The sequence below is a fragment of the Paenibacillus hamazuiensis genome, assembly GCF_023276405.1.
Taxonomy (GTDB): Bacteria; Bacillota; Bacilli; order Paenibacillales; family NBRC-103111; genus Paenibacillus_AF; species Paenibacillus_AF hamazuiensis.
Map to the genome: position 1 here is coordinate 8,029,289 of NZ_JALRMO010000001.1, position 21,280 is coordinate 8,050,568.

Genomic DNA, 21,280 nt, shown 5'->3' on the forward strand with positions numbered 1-21,280 from the left:
GGCGGGAACTACGGTGAAATACAATTTTGACGAGATCATCGACCGGACGGGAACGGCTTCCTATAAATGGGATCAATCGGAAAAGCTGTTCGGCCGCGCCGATGTGCTGCCGCTGTGGGTGGCGGATATGGATTTCAAGCCGCCGCAGGAAGTGGTGGAGGCAATTAACCGCCGCGCGCAGCAAGGCATTTACGGATATACGATTCGAACGGATTCGTACTACGAGGCGGTCAAAGGGTGGCTCAGCCGCAGGCACGGCTGGAGCATTGAAAACGATTGGGTCACATCCAGCCCCGGCGTCGTCCCGGCGCTCAGCCTGATCGTGCAGGCGTTTACGGAGCCGGGAGACAAAGTGATTTTGCAATCGCCGGTTTATTATCCGTTTTACGATGTAATCAAAATGAACGGCCGCGAGGTCGTCGACAATGCGCTCCGCGAAGAGAACGGCCGCTTCGTCATCGATTTCGAGCTGCTGGAGAAACAGGCTGCGGAAGGCGCCAAGCTGCTGCTGCTGTGCACGCCGCACAATCCGGGCGGCCGGGTGTGGACGAGGGAAGAGCTGACGCGGGTCGGCGAGATTTGCGTACGTCACGGCCTGCTGGTTGTGGCCGACGAGATCCATCACGATCTCGTCTATCGCGGGCATAAGCATGTTCCGTTCGCGTCGATCTCGGACGCATTCGCCCAAATTTCGTTCACCTGCATCGCAACGAGCAAAACGTTCAATTTGGCCGGCCTGCAAGCCGCTTCGGTCATTATCCCGAACGAGCGGCTCCGCCGCAAGTACAACCAAGCTTTAAAAACTTTATCTCTGCACATGGAAAGCTACTTCGGGCTAACGGCTGTGGAAAGCAGCTACACGTACGGCGAAGAATGGCTGGAGCAGCTGATCGATTATTTGCAGGGCAATCTGGACTATCTGCTGTCGTTTATGCATGAACGCCTGCCCCAGGTCCGCGTGATGAAGCCGGAAGGCACGTACCTCGTTTGGATGGACTGCCGCGCCATATCGGAAGACCCGAAGGTGCTGAAGCAGCTGATGTTCGAAAAAGCGGGCGTCGCTTTCAGCGAAGGCTCCGTGTTCGGCAAGCAGGGCGTCGGCTACCTTCGCGTCAACATCGCCTGCCCGCGCTCCATCCTGGCCGAAGCGCTGGAACGCTTCGCAGATGCGGTAAATGCGTAATTGAATAAAGAATAAAGCAATATAGAAGAGCCTGGTGAATTATCAGGCTCTTTTTTGCTGCTCATATTGGCAAAGCAGCTCTGGCCGCGGTGCAGATGTTGTTGTAAATGTTGATATTGAAGTTTTAAGTTGAGGGTAAGGCTGACGTTGATGCTTGTGTCGATATTGAAGCGGGAGTGTGAGCGGAAGTTGAATTAGAAGTGATGTAAGTAGGAGCGGGTACAGGTGCAGGAGTAAAAGTAGAAGTAGAAACAGAAGCAGAAGTAGAAACAGAAGCAGAAACAGAAGCAGAAGCAGTAGCAGTAGCAGTAGCAGTAGCAGTAGCAGAAGCAGAAGCAGAAGCAGAAGCAGAAGCAGAAGCGGGTGTTGCGTCGCAGTTGAGCGTGTCGGCCATAGGTTTTGCACCAGCAAAACCATGGCCGACAACCGCGGGTCCGAGGCACTTAGCCCCACCTCCGGCATCGCTCCAAAAGTGTAGCGGGCCGGGCATAGGATTTTTTATCCAAAGGTAAAAAAATCCATGCCCGGCAGACGCGACCCTAGAAGCGAGCAGTCCCTCCCAGCGGGCGGGTCCAGGGCGCCCGAGCGCCTGGGGTCCCCCTTTAAGGGGGATTTAGGGGGTGGACCTCCCGGATTTAGGGGGTGGACCTCCTGATTTAGGGGGTGTTATGCCTTTAGGGGGGTGACTTCGTTTGAACATTCATGATATGATATTTCTAAGTTTTGGATAAAAGCGGTTTAACTACTTTATCGAGCGGGGGATACCATGGCACGCAACGTTGAAGGAAGCAAATGGAAAGAGCGGCTCAAGCTTATGGTGTACCTGCCCTTTCCCAATTCCGCGCTCAAATATTTCCCCCCGGAGTTCACCTTTCGCGACCCTATTCTATCTCTGGTGAAGCAATACCGTCATGAGGGACGCTTGTGCGGCATGATTTTATTTCATTTGGAAAATTACACCCGGTTTTATTCGACACATTCGTATTCTTCGATCAAACAACTGCAAAATCAGATCAAACAGGTGATGAAAGCGGTCGTAGCCGCCCATATCGCCCCTCAGGATATTCTCGGCATCAAACAGTTCAGCGGCGATAATTACGGGGTTATCGTGAAAGAGCATGCCGATTTTTCATTTGACGAGCTGCAAAGAAAAGGGATGCAGATTCGTCACGAGCTGGAGCGGCAAATGCGGCTCTGGGCGGGAGCCGGCACGAGCGGACCGATTGTATTCCGGGTCGGATGTTACGTGATCGGACAGGAGATCGAGAGCGCGGAAACTGCGCTTTCGCTTGCCTACCATTACGCTCTTTCGATTGCGACCAGGCGGCTGCCGGGCAGCTTCTCCCAATCGAGGCAGCATATTTTGCAAATCGTTCAGTCCGAAAATATTTCCGTACTGGCCCAGCCTATCATGGATTTGCGCAGCGGGGACATTTTCGGTTGGGAAATGTTGTCCCGAGGTCCGCATAACAGTCCGTTTCATACGCCGGTGGAGCTGTTCGATTTTGCCTACCAGGCCGACGTGCTGTCCAAGCTGGAATTTCTCGTGTTCAAAAAAGCTTGCGAGGAAATCAGCGCGCGCCAGATCAAGGAGCAGGTATTCATCAATTTGACGCCGGTCACGCTCGGTCATCCGCTTTTTTTAAACCAGGTGCTCGAGCTGCTCGAAGGATACCCGAACCTGTCGCCTTGTCAAATCATCATCGAGATTACGGAACGCCATGCGATCCAGGATTTCGAATACATTGGCTCGATCTTGGCCAAATACCGATCCTACGGGTTTCGCTTTGCGGTGGACGACGCCGGGGCCGGGTATTCGAGCCTGCAGTCGATTTCCGAGCTCATTCCGGACATTATCAAGATCGATAAATCCGTCATCCAGAACATCGACACGACATCGGTCAAACAATCGCTGCTGCAGGCATTGCTTCATTTTGCTCAGCATATCAACTGCCAGGTGATCGCCGAAGGGGTGGAGCGCCAAGAGGAGGCGGAGGTGCTGGTCGATATGGAGGTTCCAATGGGACAAGGTTTTTTCTTTGCCAAACCGGCCCCATGGATGACAGAGCAGGACCGCCAGGTTCAAATGTCGAGAGCCAAGGAGCGGATTCCGAAAAGCCGCAAGGTCAGCTCGGCTTAAAAATAACAGATCCGTTTACTTCTTTGCAAAAAGGACCTTCACGGGTTCTTTTGTCGTTTTTACGACAAATCCGGCATCAGGATGCGGGTGACGGTTGGGCCCGTTTATGGTACGATGGATGAATAAGCGATGGAAAGAAGGAGTGCATAACGATGAGTTCTATCGATCCGATTTTGGCCAAGGCGCTTGCCGGCGGTCGAATTGAGCTTGAGGAAGGCATAGCGCTTTTCGAATCCGACGAAATTGAGAAAATGGGGCATACCGCCAACCAAATCATGCTGAAGCATCATCCCGAACCGATTACGACGTTTGTCATCGGGCGAAATGTCAACTATACAAACATTTGCGATGTGTACTGCCGGTTTTGTGCTTTTTACCGGCCGCCGGGCTCCAAGGAAGGGTATGTGCTGCCGGACGAAGTCATATTCCAAAAGATTCAGGAAACGATCGATGTCGGCGGCACCGAAATTTTGATGCAGGGCGGCACCAACCCGGATCTGCCGTTCAGCTATTACACGAATTTGCTGCGCGAAATCAAGAAGCGCTTCCCGCAGATTCAGATGCATTCGTTCTCACCGGCCGAGATCATGAAAATGAAGGAAGTGTCGGGCGGCTTGTCGCTGGAGGAGGTCATCCGCCAAATCCACGAGGCCGGCCTAGATTCGCTTCCCGGCGGCGGCGCGGAAATATTGGACGACCGCACGCGCCGCAAGATCAGCCGCCTGAAGGGCTCCTGGCGCGACTGGATGGACGTCATGCAGACGGCCCACAAGATCGGGATGCATACGACCGGAACGATGGTTATCGGCTTCGGCGAATCGATGGAGGAGCGGGCGCTGCACATCATCCGCATTCGCGACGCGCAGGACGAATGCATCAAAAACGGCTATAAAACGCCGGGATTCCTTGCATTCATTCCATGGACGTTCCAGCCGGACAATACGAACCTGAAGGCTGAGCGCCAAACGCCGGAGGAATATTTGAAAACCGTCGCGATCAGCCGCATCATGCTCGATAACATTCCGAACCTGCAATCGTCTTGGGTGACGATGGGACCGGAAATCGGCAAGCTGTCGCTGCATTACGGCTGCAACGACTTCGGCAGCACGATGATCGAAGAGAACGTCGTTTCCGCAGCCGGGGCTACGCATAAGGTGAACATCTCATCCACGCTGCAAATCATCCGCGAAGCGGGCAAAATTCCCGCGCAGCGCAATACGAAATACGAGATTCTTCGCGTATTTGACGATGAAAATGCAACGGTGGACAAAGATTTTGTCATGCAGAACTGATTAACGGTTTTTCGAAACGCTTATCTGACTAATCCTCCGCAGGGATTCGTACCGATAAGCGTTTTTTTGTTGAATCTTCTCCACAAGACCGATCGCTGAGTTTTTACCGTTTACCAAATTCAGGTAGTAATGAGGGGCAAAGATATGAGAAAGTTGATAACGTATTCTTTTTCACTCGGGATCGCATCAATTCTTTTAGCTTCATGTTATAAGATAAATGTTTTTGATTTTTCCTTTTTGGGAATGGAACAAGGTTCGGAAGATGGATATGTTAGGCGATGGGCTAATGTAAGTTTTTTACTTGGGGAACTCGTATCAATTTTGTCTGTATCACTTCTTTACAAAAATGCAATATTAAAAAAAATAATAGCCGTATTTCTACTTATATTTGGGGTAGCATCTATCATAATACAGGGACCGCCTATATTTTGGTGGACACTTACGGGAATCGGAAAACATGAATATTTACTAATTGACTTGCTGCATATAATCGTGCTTGTGCTGTCTGTTATATTAACAGTTCATATTTGTTACGCTTTTAAATATGACAAATGGGAAGGAACGAATGGAGAACCATGAGCTCCTTCCGGATCGGCGAATACTTATCCCAGCGAGTCGCGGACCGCAGTCGACGTCCAACTTACATCTGGTCTGGATGGTTCTATATTCCAAGGGTTTTTATTTGCAGCATAGTAACATGGCAAACAAATTGATCTTCCAATCCACTTGGATTACTCCAAATTGCTGCCCTTACAAACTTATTATCTTTCTCCGTCCCGCTTAGCGCTCAAGTGACAACGATTGTTGCCCCCTGTTTTTATGGACTGCATGATCCGTTTCCGCAAACAGTCCGTCTTTAAACCGCTTCAAGCTTATCCCACTGTCCGGCTCCCTTCCAAATTGTTGTTTGTATATATGCAACTGGCGAACCATATACTTTAAAAAGAACTTTGGGAAGCGAAAGGAGTGAGCACAGTGAAGCTGTTTTCGATTACGCTGATGTCTCGGGAAGCGGAGATGGCGGATATGCTGACCGGAAATATGGAACAAGCTTTGGCTCATTTACATATCGGCAAGGATATTGTGCAGCTCTCCAAAAAGGAATTGGGGCCGAACGTCCAAATTAACGGTGTGGGCGTGCTGCCGGTTTTTCAGTTGGGGGAGCATGCGGACATGGTTTACCGGAAGGTGGCCGAGTGCATCGCGGATCTGATTTTGCTCGAACAGGAAGACGGACTTGTGCAAAAGATGATTCAGACCGATTACGGCTACCACGATAAAGACGACATCGAAGCGATATTGGCGTACTGCCGCCAGATGCTTCATGGTGCGGAGGATGCTCACGAGCAGGGAAAAACGACGCTGCTTCGCCGTAAAAACCGGTTAACCGACGCATTCCATAAATATTTGCAGGAGCATACCGATCTGAATTTGCAGGGATTTGTCCGCTTCCGTCTCCACGAGTACTTGGAGGAATTAAGGGAAGTCGTCGAATACTCGATCGACGAATTTGTGATGGATAAACAATATCAGGAATTTATTTCGCTGTTAAAATATTTTGTCTACATTCAGGAAGCGAAAATCCCGGTCGCGCATCTGATTCATCAAGGGGGCAACGATTTTACGCTGCTGGGCGATAATTTGGAGCCGATCGATACGAGCGATTTCGATGCTACGCTGACCGTGGAAATGATCGAGAAAGACATCAATTTCGAGGATATGATTGTCAGCACACTCATTACGGTATCACCGCAAAAAATTTTTATTCATACACGGGAGCCGGAGGTGCAGGTCATCCATACGATCCTGCAAATATTCGAGCAGCGGGCCGAAGTGTGCAGTTACTGCAAGCTGTGCAAGGCGCTGCTCGGCGAGCCCAAAGGTTCCGGCGGGGCTTTCCAGCTCGGCGAACATTCTTGACAACCGGCGGCCCGGTGTTTAATATTATGAAAGTAAGGCTATGATCAAAGACAACGATTGCGAGAAAGGACCGCTCAGAGAGAGGGGACACGGCTGCAAGCCCCTTCGGGAACCATTCGCGATTTACCCCTTTGTAGCTATGGTATGGAAAGGCTCAAGACAGAAGGCCAAGTAAATGCCATCGGGTCATTACCGTTATCCAATGATTCAATGAGGATTCTCCGCGGCCGAGTCGGCCCGTCCAGAATCGAAATTAGGGTGGAACCACGAGACCAAGCGCACTCGTCCCTTCGCGGGATGACGCGCTTTTTTAATTTTTTATCGATTGGAAAAGGGAGGAAAACATCATGTCAATTCGCATAACATTTCCGGACGGAGCGGTGAGGGAGTACAACGCAGGCACGACGATTGAACAAATCGCCGGCTCGATCAGCCCCGGACTTAAGAAAAACGCAGTAGCCGGGAAAGTGAACGGCAAAGTGGTCGATTTGAACACGGAGCTGCATGAGGATGCGGCGATTGAGATCGTGACGCTTGACAGCGCCGACGGCCTGGAAGTATACCGGCACAGCACTGCGCATCTGATGGCGCAGGCGATCAAACGGATTTACGGGATCACCGAGGTGAAGCTGGGGATCGGTCCGGTGATCGAGGACGGTTTTTATTACGATATCGATATGGAAAAGTCGCTCACCCCGGAAGATTTGGAAAAGATCGAGAAGGAAATGGAAAAGATCACTCACGAGAACTTGCCGATCGTACGCCGCGTCGTTTCGCGGGATGAAGCGATTCGGATTTACAAGGATCTGGGAGATCCGCTCAAGCTTGATTTGATCGACGGATTACCGGAGGATGCGGAAATTTCGATTTATGAGCAGGGCGAGTTTTTCGACCTTTGCCGCGGGCCGCATCTGCCGTCGACCGGGCGGATCAAGGCGTTCAAGCTGCTCAGCGTAGCGGGCGCTTATTGGCGCGGCGACGCCAAAAACAAAATGCTGCAGCGCATCTACGGCACGGCTTTCCCGAAAAAAGCCGACCTCGACGAGCATTTGCGGCTTTTGGAGGAAGCGAAGAAACGCGACCACCGCAAGCTCGGCAAAGAGCTGAAGATGTTTACTTTTTCCCGGGAAGTGGGACAAGGCTTGCCTTTGTGGCTTCCGAACGGGGCCAAGCTGCGCCGCACGATGGAACGCTACATCGTCGATCTGGAGGAGCGTCTCGGCTACCAGCACGTGTATACGCCGGTGCTCGCCAACGTGGAGCTGTATAAGACATCGGGCCACTGGGACCATTACCATGAGGACATGTTCCCGAAAATGGTTATGGACAATGAAGAGCTTGTGCTTCGCCCGATGAACTGTCCGCACCATATGATGGTGTACAAAAGCGATATGCGCAGCTACCGCGACCTGCCGATCCGCATCGCCGAGCTCGGCACGATGCACCGCTACGAGATGTCCGGCGCGCTGACCGGTCTTCACCGCGTAAGAGCGATGACGCTCAACGACGCGCATATTTTCTGCCGGCCGGACCAGATCAAGGAAGAGTTTGCCCGCGTCGTCAACCTGATTCGCCAGGTTTACGAAGATTTCGGCATCAAGGAATACCGTTTCCGCCTGTCGTACCGCGATCCGCAGGACAAGGAGAAGTATTATCAGGACGATCAGATGTGGGAAATGTCCCAGCGCATGCTCCGCGAGGTTGTTGAAGAGCTCGGACTGCCCTTCTACGAAGCGGAAGGCGAGGCGGCGTTCTACGGGCCGAAGCTGGACGTGCAGATCAAGACGGCGCTCAAGAAAGAGGAGACACTGTCGACCGCGCAGCTTGACTTCCTGCTGCCGGAGCGGTTCCAGCTGGAATATATCGGAGAAGACGGACAGAAGCACCGTCCGGTCGTAATTCACCGCGGCATCATTTCCACCATGGAACGGATGACGGCATATTTGCTGGAAAACTTCGCAGGGGCGCTGCCGACCTGGCTGTCGCCGATTCAAGCCCGCGTCATTCCGGTTTCGACGGCGTACGAGGCTTATTCGAACCAGGTGACCGAAGCGCTGCAGCAAGCCGGTATCCGTGCAGAGGCGGACAACCGCAACGAAAAGCTCGGCTACAAAATCCGCGAAGCGCAGCTTGAGAAAATTCCGTATATGCTCGTCGTCGGAGAAAACGAAATGAACGCCGGCTCCGTCTCCGTCCGCAAACGCGGCGAGGGAGATCTCGGCGCCAAAACGATCGCGGATACGATCGCGCATATCGGCGAAGAAATCCGCACGAGAAAAGTATAAAGCAAGGAGCGAAGGGAGCTGCCCTTCGCTCTTTTTTTGCCGGGAAATCATGCGAAGCAGGCGTGAATAATCAAACCAGATTGGGAAACCTTAACCATGAGAGACTGCCTCAGGTATAAAGTTTTACAAAAGGGGACAGCCTCTTATATTAAGGGGAGGTATCTCAATCGTTATGTTACCCAGAACGGCGTTTCACGCCAAATGGATTTGCCTGGCCAGTACTTTGATCATGCTTTTCGTGTTAATCGAACAAGAACAGTCTCCGGCTGAAACAGAACATATAACCCAATCGATGAACTGGACATTCGGACCGGCAACGGCCAATGCCGAAAAAAGTGAACGGGCTGCCGCCGCGGAAAAAAACTCGTCCGCCGATGGCAAGCGGGATGCGGTAACGGCATCCTCCATTGCCGCCCAAACGCAAGCTGCAGTAAAACAGCAGGAACGGCATTACAAGTTTGCTCCGGATTGGAAAACGGATTTAAGCCAATATACGGCGGTCGAAGTCGTCGCAACCGGTTATTATGCCGGGAAGGAATCGACCGGAAAAAATCCGGGACATCCTGAATACGGATTGACTTATTCCGGACTTAAGGTAAGGCGCGACGATAAGTCGTTTTCCACGATAGCCGCCGACCCTAAGGTGTTCCCGCTAGGCACCGTACTTTATATTCCGGGTTACGGCTACGGAGTCGTGGCGGATACGGGAAGCGCGGTGAAAGGGAATCGCATCGACCTTTATTTTGAAACGAAGGATCAAGTGTTTAAGGAATGGGGCAAGCGCACCGTCAAGGTGTACGTGGTGAAAAAAGGCGGGGGCAAAGTAACGGAAGCGATATGGAATCAGTTGAAAAACGAAATTTTGTCCTAAATCGCGCTCGGCAATATTCACCAACATAGATGCTCGTCCTCCTTCCCATACTATAAGTGTGAGGGAGGTGACGAACATGGCTAAAAACAAGCAAAACAAAAACCAGCCGGTGCAAAACGATGTCGAATTCGCCCAAGAGGTGGCGACTACAAACCAGCAAGCTCAAAATGCTTGCGAAACAAAAAGCAAATAATTGTGGATTGATGATAAAAGCAAGAAGGCGTCGCTACTTAGAGCGGCGCTTTTCCTTTTGGGGAAACGAACGAAGTTACGGGCCTGATGGAAGATTGTCCGTTATTTTATCATGGAAAAACCAGTAAAAAATGCACAAACACGATTTGATGTTAAAAAAGTTATTTTCAAAATACGGTTTTTGGTGTAAAATAAAATTATTGTGATGAATGTTAACATTTAAAGACAGGTGATATTTCATGCTAAGCGCAATGCTGACGGGGAGCTCGATGAAGGTGAGTCAAAGAAGAGCCGCGGATATATATCCTTTTCTTGAGGCCTATATTGCTCGTAAAGAGCAGCAAATTGCTGAAATCGAGCAGGTCGTCGAAAGGTATGAAAGGAAGCGTTTGATGGAAGAGCGCGCCTATCAGTCGATGTCTCCGCTGCGCCGCATGTTTTCCGGCAAAAAGCCGGATCATCATCTCGCCGTTGAATATATCCATTACGTCAAGAAACCGATGGACCAAATACGCCAGCTTCGCATAGAGCTGGAGAATGCCAGGGCGATCTTGAATCAGACGAATCCTTCCGATTTGGTGAACGTTCCGGAAGATATGGAAAACGAATTGATTTGACATGTCATAAACCCTCCGCGGCGTGCGGGGGGTTTTTTTGTGGTGTAGACACTCGGCGGTGCTTTGTGTCCGCGAATGCCAGACACGTTGCGGCTAACGCCGAAAGTGGTGCTTGGCTCGCTTTAGTTTGGTGGTGGTGGGGTGGTGGAGGGATCTCATTTTCCTATCTATTCGTTAATCTATATGATTTTTCAGATACAATAGTTGAGACTGACACAATAGGGAAAATTGTAACCGATTTTTCATACAAATTGTTCGATACTATTGTCCTAGGGTAGATATGTATATGAAATTTCATATAGACTGCTCTGTTTTACGATCTTAGGGCAACTTTTATATGATTTTTCGTATAGAATCCGCAAGTAGAAATGGTGTGTTTTAGCTGGGCTTGTGCCACACTTCATGCGGGTACACTTTAATTTGGTGCGATACGATAATATGGCAAAAAACAATCCGGCACGTTTTGTTATTGCAAAATGGTGCCGGATTGTCATGTGAGGTATCGTCAACGACTATTAACGGCTTTCCTTGGAAGGAATGCTGCCAAGCTGGTTCAGCTCGATAAAATCGTGCTCCTGGCTGTAGGCCGGGACGCCGTGGATGCCGACGTCGAGGCCGACGAGTTCTTCGTCGCGGCTGACCCGGACGGGTACGAACAATTTGATGGTCTTAAACGCGATCCACGTCAAAGCGAAGCCCCATATGCAAACGACGACGAGGCCAAGCGCCTGGACGCCGAGCAAAGAGAAGCCGCCGCCGTAGAACAGGCCGCTATACTCCTGACCGATGCCTTTGGTCAGCTCGGGTTTGGCGAACAGCCCGACCGCGAGAGTGCCGAGGCTGCCGCTGACGCCGTGTACGGCGAAGGCGCCGACCGGGTCGTCGATTCGCTTCGATTCGAGAAACTCCGTGGCGAAAACCATCGCGATGCCGCATACGGCCCCGATCAGGATCGCCGCGCCGTCGCTGACGAAGGCGCAGCCTGCGGTGATGCCGACGAGGCCGGCAAGAGCGCCGTTAATGACCATCGGCGGGTCCGATTTGCGGTAACGCAGCATCGTGAACAGGATGCACGTCGCGCTGCCGGAAGCGGCGGCCAGCATCGTCGTCACCGCGATATGGCCGATCGAGCCGTTGGTTGCGCTAAGCGTGCTGCCTGAGTTAAAGCCGAACCAGCCGAACCAAAGAATAAACGCGCCGACGGAAGCGAGCGGGAGATTGGAAGGCGGGACGATGTTGGCCGTGCCGTCCGGACCGAACTTGCCGATGCGCGGGCCGACGATAATGGCTGCGGCAAGAGCCGAGAAGCCGCCCAAGGCGTGAATGACCGCCGATCCGGCAAAATCGATCATGCCGAGCTTGCCGAGCCAACCGCCCACGCTCCACACCCAATGGCCCGCAATCGGGTAGATGATGCCCGTCATGGCGATCGTATACAAAATATACGCATGGAAGTTCATGCGTTCGGCAACAGCGCCCGATACGATGGAAATAACCGCGATGACGAAGGCGCATTGGAACAGCCAATAGGTGTCATGGGAGATTGTTAAATTGATGTGTGTAAGGTCCCCTCCCATCATAAAGCCGCTGGAACCGATGATACCGGACATATCCTTGCCGTACATGAGCGCAAAGCCGAAGAAGTAAAAAACAAGTGCACCAAAAGCGATATCGACAAACACCTTCATAATGATGCTGACTGCATTTTTTTGCCGGACGAACCCCGCTTCTAGCAAGGCGAATCCACCCTCCATGAGCAAAATCATGGCCGCTGTCAGTACGACCCAGATCGTATCCAAGCCGCCAGAGAGTGTAGCCACATCCATCATGTTCATCTCCTTAAAACGTACAAATATGACACTTTCGACCATCATTATACGTGTCTAATGATAGTAATGTCAACGAAATACGTAAGATAAAATGACACAAATAAACGATTGTTCGTTCCTATTTTGTTCTCCGTCCCGGGACGGAGCGGACATTCCATCTTACGCCGCTTTTAAGCTGCTGCAGAAAGGTTTACAATGTACACATGACAACGGATGCAACCAGCATAAAAAGGAGACGGACTTTGCCATGAACGCTCACTTTTTAAATAAATTGCTGCTCGGATTCGCCTTGATCGCGGCAGGGGTGCTCTTTTTGCTGAATCAGCTCGGGGTGGTCGATTTTGACATACGCAGTTTATTTTCAACCTATTGGCCGGTTTTTATCATTTATTTCGGTCTGTCGGGCTTTCTCCACTCCACCCGCCACAGGCATTGGGGCGGAGGCTACGTATGGAACAGCATCGTGACGGTTGTCGGGACGATTCTGCTGTTGAACAATCTTCACGTTACCGATATTTCCTTTCATGACGTGTTTCAATATACGCTTCCTCTGCTTCTGATTGTTTTTGGCTTAAGCATGCTGTTCAAGCCGGCCCGTCCGGATGATGAACAAAGGGATGAGCTGCGGCGGCAGCGAAGGGAGGCCAGACGGCAATGGAAAGAAATGAAACGAGCCTACAAAAGCCGCGAATACCGCGACGACGCGAAGGAATTTTACGAAAAGGCGAAGGAAGTGTTTCATAAGCACTCCGGGCACGAATATATCCATACCGATTGGAAAAGCAATGTTCAGGAGCGGAGCAGCTTCATCGGCGACGTCCATCTGGGCCAGGATTACTGGGAGCTCACTCCGCTGAATATTTCCCATTTTATAGGGGATACGGTCGTTGATTTAACGAAAGCTTCCATTCCTTTAGGGGAGACGCGCATTACCGTGTCCGCCTTCGTAGGGGACGTCAAACTGCTTGTGCCGAACGATTACGATGTGGAGGTGCATGTGGAGGCCTCATCCTTTATGGGTGACATGAACGTGCTCGACCGCCGGGAAGGCGGCATGATGCGATCGATCTCCATGCAAACCCCCCATTATTCGGAAGCAGGGAAAAAAATCCGTCTCGTCGTCAGCATGTTCATCGGCGATGTCGTAGTTAAAAGGGTAGGATGATCCGTACATGTTGCCATCGAAAATGACCAATATCAAATGGAAGGTACTTATTTCCTTCGGGGCGGTGACGCTGCTTGTGATGGGCGGCTTCATCGCCGCCATCCGCATTTTGTCGGAAGGCCTGCAGGCGCCGGTGATCCAGATCACGGTGCTGGCGGGGCTGCTTTTGCTCGGGCTGACGGTCGGCTTTTTCCGCGGCCGTTCGATTCAAAGGGGCTTGGATACGCTGCACTTATCGATTATCGAGCTGTCTAAAGGAAATTGGACCAGGCGTATTTTATCCGATCCATCGGACCCGTTTCACCGAATTTATCAAGACTTCAACGAGATGGCCGAGGCCGTGGAAAATAAAGTGCAGCTTCTGCAAAAAACGGCGGAGAAACATGCGTCCGAAACGCAAACCATCGAACGGGCCGTTACGGAGGAGAGGAAGCGGCTCGCCCGCGACCTGCACGACACAGTGAGCCAGCAGCTGTTTGCGATCCATATGTCCGCAGCTTCTCTGCCGAAGCTGCTGGAGCAAAAACCCGAAGCCGCACAGCCGATTATGGAGCAGCTGACGCAGATGTCCCATCATGCGCAGAAGCAAATTCGCGGACTTATCGCCCAGCTTCGGCCCATCGAGCTTGAGGGCGTGTCTCTCAAAGAAGGGCTCGATAAGTGGTTCCCCGATTATTGCCGGCAAAACGGGCTGCAGGGCCGGCTGGAGCTGCAATGTCTGGAAGGATTGTCCGAAGCGATCGAACATCAGCTGTTCCTGATTGTTCAGGAGGGTATGGCCAATGTCGTGAAGCACGCGTCCGCGCAATCGGTCATTTTGTCGCTGTTCGATGCGGGGCATCAGGTGATGCTGCAGATTCGGGACGACGGGCAGGGATTCAGCAGGGATGACGTGACCGGCCAATCGTACGGGCTGACGACCATGCGCGAGAGGGCGCAGAAGCTCGGCGGGGATATGGAAGTGACGAGCAAGCCGGGTGCTGGCACAACGATTAAAGTAAAAATTCCAAAGTTCAAGGAAGAGCCGAAGGTGGTAAAAAACGATGACGGAAATGATTAAAGTAATGATTGTGGACGATCATGATATGGTGCGCATCGGGCTGCGTACTTTTTTGTCGCTCGAAACGGATATGGATATTGTCGGCGAAGCACCCAACGGACAGGAAGCACTCCGGATGATCGAAAAAGGGGAAGTCACCCCGGATGTCGTTCTGATGGACCTGATGATGCCGGTGATGGACGGCGTCGAAGCGACAAAACGACTGCAGGCGGTAAAACCCGCCATCAAGATCGTGCTGCTGACGAGCTTCCTGGAGGATGAAAAGGTGCTGGCTGCCGTGGAGGCGGGAGCGACCAGCTATGTTCTGAAAACGGTGTCCTCCGATCAGCTTGTCCGCGTCGTTCGCAGCGCGTACAAAGGAATGCCGGAAATGAATACCGAAGTGGCGCAGGCGCTCAGCCGCGGACTAAGGCAGCGTTCGGCCCAAGGGGAGGACGACGGCATTACGGCGCGGGAGAAAGAAGTGCTGCTGCTGATCGCCGAAGGCAAATCGAATCAGGAAATCGCCGACGAGCTGCACATCGGCATCAAGACGGTCAAAACCCATGTCAGCAATTTGCTCATGAAGCTGGACCTCAGCGACCGGACGCAGCTCGCCATCTATGCTCACCGGAACGGGCTCGGCGGCAAAAACTGACACTTGAACATCCCCGCCACTCGCAGCCCTGCCGCTGAGGCGGGGGATTCTTGGGCAGTCGGCTAAGAGGATAAAACGGTTGCTTAAGGTCCATCCTACAACTGAAGAATAGCGAAGGAGTGGGGACATGGAGCAGCTTCAATCCGGCTTGGCCGGCAAAGAGGAATCTTTTGACGCGGCCCGGGATTATTTGAGCGGTTACGGATTTACGCTCGGCGGAAATTGGACCTATGAGAACGGCTGCTTTGACTGCAGCCTGGACGAAGCGCAGAAAGTATGGCTGCGCATCCCGTTTCAAACGACGAGCGGCGAAGTCGATGGCAACGCGGAACGGACCGGGGCCACGATTTTGCTCGGCCAGCCTTTCGTTCTGAATCATGTATACAACGAAGGGCTTGACGCCGAAGCGCATGGTGCAGGTATGCTCAACCAGTTTCAGGAACCGGTCGACAAGGATGCTCCGGTGGGCGACGAGTGGGTATCCAAAGCCCGTCAATTGCTGAAGGAAGTCGAACAAAACTGGTTGAAGTAATCCGACTCAAGTCGGTTTATCCAAACCGGCCCGGATGACGGTTTACCCGAGAGCGATGTCCGTTTTCTCTCACTTTGGAGGGCAAGGACGTCGCTTTTCTTATATGTTGTGTTGCATTTATGGTGTCAGTGCAGCTGTACTCCATCGTTTAGCGGGTCCGGTCCATAGGTTTTGCGTCAGCAAAATCATGACCGGACAACCGCGGGCACGAGGCACGAAGCTGCTCTTTCTGCTGAGCACGCAGTACAGCGTGTCCGGCATAGGATTTTTCGAGCGAAGGCGAAAAAATCCATGCCGGACAAACGCGAACCAGAAGCGAGCATTCCCGTACTGCGGGCGGGTCCAGGGCGCTTGGGGCGCCTCGGGTCCCCCTTTAGGGGGATTTAGGGGGCATGGCTGATTTAGGGGGTGGTCTGTGGTTTAGGGGGTAAATCGGTGATTAAAGGTGATCATGCTGATTTTTTAGCATCCATTTATAAAATTTTAAGGTTGCATTAAGGTTGAAAGTGCATGATATAGTCAACGATAAAATTTAGACAGCGCATTCATACGAGTCATGTTCAGTTGGAGGGAAAAGGACTTATGGAGGACAACAAACGCAACGATTACAGCGATTTTTTCGGCCGTCGTTCCACCGATGAGCAAAATAACGAACTGCGTGACGGAGCGCAGGGAAAGCCGGAGACGGAACGGCCATCCTACTATTACTCGTACGGTCCGTATAAATCGTCGGGCCACGATGACAAGGCCGCGGACAGCGGTTATCCGGCCGGCAAAAGCGAACAGCCCGGGGTGGAGGTGACTCCGCCAAGACCGCTTCGCACATTTGAGCCGTATTCGTCGCAAACTTCCTCCTCAATGGGCAACTGGCAGTTCGAACCGAAAAAATCGTCCGGTTTAAAAAGCGGATTCGCCGCTTTCCTGGCGGGCGCTCTGGTCGTAGGAAGCCTGATGTTCGCATCGGATAAAATGAATCTGTTCACCGGCTCGCAGGGAACGCTCGGAGCGGCGCCCTCTTCGTCCAACGCGGCCGGATCGTCTTCCGGAGGCAGCGGCGATATCAAGAAAACGTCGGTCGACCTCTCTCGCCCGAACAACATCGCGCAAATCGTCGAACAGTCCAGTCCGGCGATTGTCAAGATCGAAACGAAGGTCAAGGCGAAAAGCTCCGGCCGCGGAAACTCGCTCTTCGACGATCCGTTCTTCCGCCAGTTTTTTGGCGATGATTTCGGCACCCAGCAGCCGAGAAACAAAGGGAATGATCAACTGCAGCCCGGCGGCATGGGTTCCGGCTTCATTTTTGAAAAGTCAGGCTATATTCTGACGAATGAGCACGTGATCGACGGCGCCGACGAAATTTGGGTTACGGTGCAGGGATACGATCAGCCGTTTAAAGCCAAGCTGCTCGGCAACAGCTACGATCTGGACCTGGCCGCGTTGAAAATCGACGGCGATAAAGATTTCGCCACCCTGCCGCTCGGCGATCCCGAAAGTGTCAATGTAGGCGATTGGGTCGTCGCGATCGGCAACCCTTACGGCTTCGACCATACCGTTACCGTAGGCGTACTCAGCGCGAAAGAACGCCCGATCAGCATCCCGGACAGCCAGGGCACACGCGAATACAAGCATCTGCTGCAAACCGACGCATCGATCAACCCCGGCAACTCCGGCGGACCGCTGCTCAACCTGAACGGCGAAGTGATCGGGATCAATACCGCAGTCAGCTCCCAGGCGCAAGGGATTGGCTTCGCGATTCCGACCAGCACGATCTCTTCGGTTCTCGACAACTTGAAAAACAATATCAAAATTCCGAAGGAGCCGGTTCCATATATCGGCGTATACCTGCAGGATATCGATAAAGAGTGGGTCAGCGAGCTGAAGCTGGAAAACACGGAGGGTGCGATCGTCTCGCAAATCGACCGTAAAGGTCCTGGCTTTAAAGCGGGACTGAGACCTTACGACGTCATTCTCGACGTGAACGGCCAGAAGGTAAAAACGTCTAAAGAACTGGTAGACAAAGTCAAGACATTTAAAGTAGGCGATAAAGTTACGCTAAACATCATGAGGGACGGCAAAAAAATCCCGATCGAAGTGACGATCGCCGACAAAAACGAACAGCAGCAGTAACAGAGAGAAAAAAAGGTTAGAACGAAGGAAGTAGAGTGGACGCGAGGGCGTGAAGCTCTGCTTCTTTTTGTGTACGGGAACAATATTCGGTAAAATGAGATATAACTACGGACGTGATAACGGTTCACGATCCGCATTGGGCAGGTGACCTGGTTTGAGAGAAAAAATCCTAGTGATCGACGACGATGAAAAAATCATTTCCATGCTGCGCCGCACCCTCGCTTTCGAGGGCTACACCGTCTTTACGGCGCACAATGGCGTCGAAGGCTTAAAGCAAATATTGGAGCACGATCCGGACGTCGTCGTGCTCGACGTGATGATGCCTCAGCTCGACGGCTGGGAAGTGTGCCGCCGAATCCGCGAAAGCGGGTCGGAGGTGCCTGTGCTGATGCTGACGGCGAAAGACGAGGTCTCCGACCGCGTGCGCGGTCTTGATCTCGGAGCTGACGATTATTTGGTCAAGCCGTTTGCGCTCGAGGAGCTGCTCGCTCGCGTGCGTGTGCTGTTGCGCAGACGCGCCGCGGACAAAACGGAAAAACCGACCAATCGTCTTCAATATTTGGATGTGACGATGGATCTGGACACCCGCGAAGTGTATCGGGACGACAAACGAATCGAACTGACGACCAAGGAGTTCGACCTGCTCCACCTGTTTTTGCAAAATCCGAAACGCGTGCTTTCCCGCGACATCATCATGGAAAAAATATGGGGCTACGATTACAGCGGCGAATCCAACGTGCTGGAGGTGTATATCGCCCTGCTGCGGCAGAAAACGGAGGAATATGGCCATAAGCGCATCATCCAGACGGTGCGCGGAGCGGGTTATGTGCTGAGAGGTGAAGCCTGATGAGCATTCGGCTGCGGCTAACTCTATGGTATACAGGCATCTTGTCGGTCGTATTGCTGCTGTTCGGTATCGGGCTTTATTTTTTTCTGTACTATTACATCTATGACGATGTGGCTGACGTTCTGAAGTCGGAAGCGGACGCGGTTCACTCCCGTATTCAGCTCAGGCCGTCCTTGACACTCCAAGGCAATCTCAGCCTTGACCTGGCGCTGGGAGACCGGGACGTTCTGCGCAACACGGGCACCTATTATCAAGTGGTAAACATGATCAACGGGAGAAAAAACAAATCCGCCAATTTGGAAGATCTCGACATAGCCTTGCCGGAAATAAACGAAGAAAGGCAGCAGCTGCTCGCGAAGTTTCCCTATTCTTTTCTTGAAACCGCGCAAATCGAAAATGTCGAATTTCTGATTTATAATAAAGGCATTTACGCCTTGCAGAGCAATGAGCGAAAAATGATCGGAGTGCTGCAAGCAGCTTTGCCGATGGAGCAGACCGCACGTTACTTCCGCTCGCTCCGGGTCATTCTCAGCTTTACCGTAGTGCTGACGATTATGCTTGCAGCGTCGCTCGGCTACTTTCTCGCGCGCAAGGCGCTGCGTCCGATCGATCAAGTCATCGAAGCCGCCGGGCAAATCGAAAAAGGCGCCGATCTGGAGAAGCGCATTTTATATGATGGGCCGCAGGACGAAATCGGCCGGCTGACCAGCACGATCAACGGTATGCTTGGCCGCATTCAGCTGGCCTATGACGATTTGGAGGAGGCCTACCGTGCGCAGCGGCGTTTTGTGTCCGACGCATCGCACGAGCTGAGGACTCCGCTCACCACGATCCGCGGCAATGTCGATCTACTGGAGAAAATGTGGACAGCGACGTCGCAAAACGCGGAAAACGCGAGTCAGGAGCAGCTTGAGTTGTCTCTCGAGGCGATGCACGATATTGCCGGGGAGGCGGCGCGGATGAGCCGGCTCGTGAGTGATCTGCTTTCTTTGGCGAGAGCGGATGCCGGTTTTGAGATGACGAAGGAGCCTTTGGAGCTGAAGCCCTTGGTTGAGGAGGTCGCGCGCAAAGCGCAGCTGCTTCCGCGTACGGCGGAATGGATCACCGGGGATTTATCGGCCATCGACGGCGTTTTCGTGAACGGCAACCGGGATTATTTGCAGCAGCTGCTGTTTATTTTTGTGGAAAATGCGTTCAAATATACCGACACCGGCTTCGTGCGGATGGATACGCTCAAGGAGAAAGACCAGGTCGGCATTCGCATCGAAGATACGGGGATCGGCATGGATAAAGAGGAAGTGCCGCATATTTTCGAGCGTTTTTACCGGGCGGACGTGTCCCGCGGCCAAAAATCGGGCACAGGGCTCGGCCTGTCGATCGCCAAATGGATTATCGACGAGCATCAAGGATCCATCGAAGTGAAGACGCGGAAAGGCGAAGGGTCGACTTTTGTCATCTGGCTGCCTGTTTTAAACCAAAATTCGACAAGCGATGCGATATTGCTTTCGTGAACGAAAGGAATGCGGTATAATTTATATAGAAACAAACCACGGCTCCGTATACGAATATAGGAGAATTTTCTCCATAAAAAAGGGAAGTAAGTAGGTGCTATCTGATGGAAGTTGTCAAAATATCGCCGCGGGGGTATTGTTACGGGGTCGTCGACGCCATGGCTTTGGCCATGCAAACCGCAAAAAATCTGGATCTGCCCAGACCGATTTACATTTTGGGCATGATTGTGCATAACGCTCATGTGACTGAATTTTTCGAAAACGAAGGGGTCATTACGCTGGACGGGCCGAACCGGCTTGAAATACTCGAGAAAGTCGACCGCGGAACCGTCATTTTCACGGCCCATGGCGTGTCGCCGGAAGTGCGCCGCATAGCCCGGGAGAAGGGGCTGACCGTCGTCGATGCGACTTGTCCGGATGTGACGCGCACGCACGACTTGATCCGGGAGAAAGTGCAGGACGGCTATGAGGTCATCTATATCGGCAAAAAAGGTCATCCCGAGCCGGAAGGCGCCGTCGGCGTCGCTCCCGGCAAGGTGCATCTGATCGAAAAGCCCGAGGAAATCGGTCAGCTGCGGCTGGAATCGGATAAAATCATCATCACCAACCAAACCACCATGAGCCAATGGGACATCCGGCATATTATGAACCGGCTTTTGGAACATTTTCCGAAGGCTGAAATTCACAATGAAATTTGTCTTGCTACGCAGGTGCGGCAGGAGGCGGTGGCGGAGCAAGCGAAGGAAGCCGATCTGGTCATCGTCGTCGGCGATCCGAAAAGCAACAATTCGAACCGGCTTGCCCAAGTATCCGAAGAGATCGCAGGGGTCAAAGCTTACCGGATTGCCGACGTAACGGAGCTGAAGCGGGAATGGCTCGCCCCGGTCCGCAAAGTTGCCGTCACCTCCGGCGCTTCCACTCCTACGCCTATTACAAAGGAAGTTATTCAATATTTGGAACAATACGATGCGCACAATTCATCCACATGGGAAGTTCGCCGCACCGTCAACATGGCGAAGCTTATCCCGGCCGTCAAGTCGAAATCGGGCGGCGAATAGACGAAGGCAACTTT

At 52.4% G+C, this 21,280-nt stretch carries 17 protein-coding genes; 16 read left to right on the forward strand and 1 reads right to left on the reverse strand.

Annotated features, from left to right (window positions below):
* Positions 1–13: 13 nt before the first annotated feature.
* The 8 genes from MYS68_RS35525 to MYS68_RS35560 all read left to right on the forward strand — a co-directional run bounded on the left by MYS68_RS35525 (position 14) and on the right by MYS68_RS35560 (position 10,500).
* The gene (locus MYS68_RS35525) at positions 14–1,183 is read left to right on the forward strand and encodes a MalY/PatB family protein (RefSeq protein ID WP_248930258.1); all 1,170 of its coding nucleotides are present in this window, start codon (positions 14–16) and stop codon (positions 1,181–1,183) included.
* A 766-nt stretch (positions 1,184–1,949) separates the two neighbouring features.
* Entirely contained in the window at positions 1,950–3,323 is a 1,374-nt protein-coding gene (locus tag MYS68_RS35530) for an EAL domain-containing protein (RefSeq protein WP_248930259.1), read from the forward strand.
* Positions 3,324–3,475: 152 nt separating this feature from the next.
* Positions 3,476–4,615 carry a cyclic dehypoxanthinyl futalosine synthase gene (mqnC, locus tag MYS68_RS35535; protein WP_248930260.1) on the forward strand — a complete coding sequence of 380 codons (1,140 nt, stop codon included), beginning with the start codon at positions 3,476–3,478 and terminating at the stop codon, positions 4,613–4,615.
* A 144-nt stretch (positions 4,616–4,759) separates the two neighbouring features.
* Complete coding sequence (locus MYS68_RS35540; RefSeq protein WP_248930261.1) at positions 4,760–5,194, forward strand: hypothetical protein; 435 nt, start codon at positions 4,760–4,762, stop codon at positions 5,192–5,194.
* A 396-nt stretch (positions 5,195–5,590) separates the two neighbouring features.
* Positions 5,591–6,535: a putative sporulation protein YtxC gene (locus MYS68_RS35545; protein ID WP_248930262.1), complete on the forward strand. Its 945-nt coding sequence runs from the start codon at positions 5,591–5,593 to the stop codon at positions 6,533–6,535.
* Between the two features lie 347 nt (positions 6,536–6,882).
* On the forward strand, positions 6,883–8,820 hold the full coding sequence (gene thrS, locus MYS68_RS35550; protein WP_248930263.1) for a threonine--tRNA ligase: 1,938 nt from the start codon (positions 6,883–6,885) through the stop codon (positions 8,818–8,820).
* A 172-nt stretch (positions 8,821–8,992) separates the two neighbouring features.
* A complete protein-coding gene (locus MYS68_RS35555; RefSeq protein ID WP_248930264.1) occupies positions 8,993–9,691 on the forward strand; it encodes a 3D domain-containing protein in 699 nt (232 codons plus the stop codon).
* A gap of 461 nt (positions 9,692–10,152) precedes the next feature.
* The gene (locus MYS68_RS35560) at positions 10,153–10,500 is read left to right on the forward strand and encodes a hypothetical protein (RefSeq protein WP_248931123.1); all 348 of its coding nucleotides are present in this window, start codon (positions 10,153–10,155) and stop codon (positions 10,498–10,500) included.
* A 515-nt stretch (positions 10,501–11,015) separates the two neighbouring features.
* Here MYS68_RS35560 and MYS68_RS35565 read toward each other — a convergent pair.
* The gene (locus MYS68_RS35565) at positions 11,016–12,326 is read right to left on the reverse strand and encodes an ammonium transporter (protein ID WP_248931124.1); all 1,311 of its coding nucleotides are present in this window, start codon (positions 12,324–12,326) and stop codon (positions 11,016–11,018) included.
* A gap of 250 nt (positions 12,327–12,576) precedes the next feature.
* Here MYS68_RS35565 and liaF point away from each other — a divergent pair, with 250 nt between their 5' ends.
* The 8 genes from liaF to MYS68_RS35605 all read left to right on the forward strand — a co-directional run bounded on the left by liaF (position 12,577) and on the right by MYS68_RS35605 (position 21,266).
* Positions 12,577–13,494 carry a cell wall-active antibiotics response protein LiaF gene (gene liaF / locus MYS68_RS35570; protein ID WP_248930265.1) on the forward strand — a complete coding sequence of 306 codons (918 nt, stop codon included), beginning with the start codon at positions 12,577–12,579 and terminating at the stop codon, positions 13,492–13,494.
* A 7-nt stretch (positions 13,495–13,501) separates the two neighbouring features.
* The gene (locus MYS68_RS35575; RefSeq protein WP_248930266.1) at positions 13,502–14,554 is read left to right on the forward strand and encodes a sensor histidine kinase; all 1,053 of its coding nucleotides are present in this window, start codon (positions 13,502–13,504) and stop codon (positions 14,552–14,554) included.
* Positions 14,538–15,191: a response regulator gene (locus MYS68_RS35580; protein WP_248930267.1), complete on the forward strand. Its 654-nt coding sequence runs from the start codon at positions 14,538–14,540 to the stop codon at positions 15,189–15,191. Before MYS68_RS35575 ends, MYS68_RS35580 begins: the two co-directional genes overlap by 17 nt.
* 127 nt (positions 15,192–15,318) lie before the next feature.
* The gene (locus MYS68_RS35585) at positions 15,319–15,723 is read left to right on the forward strand and encodes a YugN family protein (protein WP_248930268.1); all 405 of its coding nucleotides are present in this window, start codon (positions 15,319–15,321) and stop codon (positions 15,721–15,723) included.
* Positions 15,724–16,305: 582 nt separating this feature from the next.
* Positions 16,306–17,850: a trypsin-like peptidase domain-containing protein gene (locus MYS68_RS35590; RefSeq protein ID WP_248930269.1), complete on the forward strand. Its 1,545-nt coding sequence runs from the start codon at positions 16,306–16,308 to the stop codon at positions 17,848–17,850.
* Between the two features lie 154 nt (positions 17,851–18,004).
* Positions 18,005–18,697, forward strand: a complete 693-nt coding sequence (locus tag MYS68_RS35595; RefSeq protein WP_248930270.1) for a response regulator transcription factor — start codon at positions 18,005–18,007, stop codon at positions 18,695–18,697.
* Positions 18,697–20,208 carry a sensor histidine kinase gene (locus MYS68_RS35600; protein WP_248930271.1) on the forward strand — a complete coding sequence of 504 codons (1,512 nt, stop codon included), beginning with the start codon at positions 18,697–18,699 and terminating at the stop codon, positions 20,206–20,208. The genes MYS68_RS35595 and MYS68_RS35600 overlap by 1 nt, the downstream gene beginning before the upstream one ends.
* Before the next feature lie 104 nt (positions 20,209–20,312).
* Positions 20,313–21,266 (forward strand): 4-hydroxy-3-methylbut-2-enyl diphosphate reductase, encoded by a 954-nt coding sequence (locus MYS68_RS35605; protein ID WP_248930272.1) that lies wholly within the window; start codon positions 20,313–20,315, stop codon positions 21,264–21,266.
* Positions 21,267–21,280 lie beyond the last annotated feature (14 nt).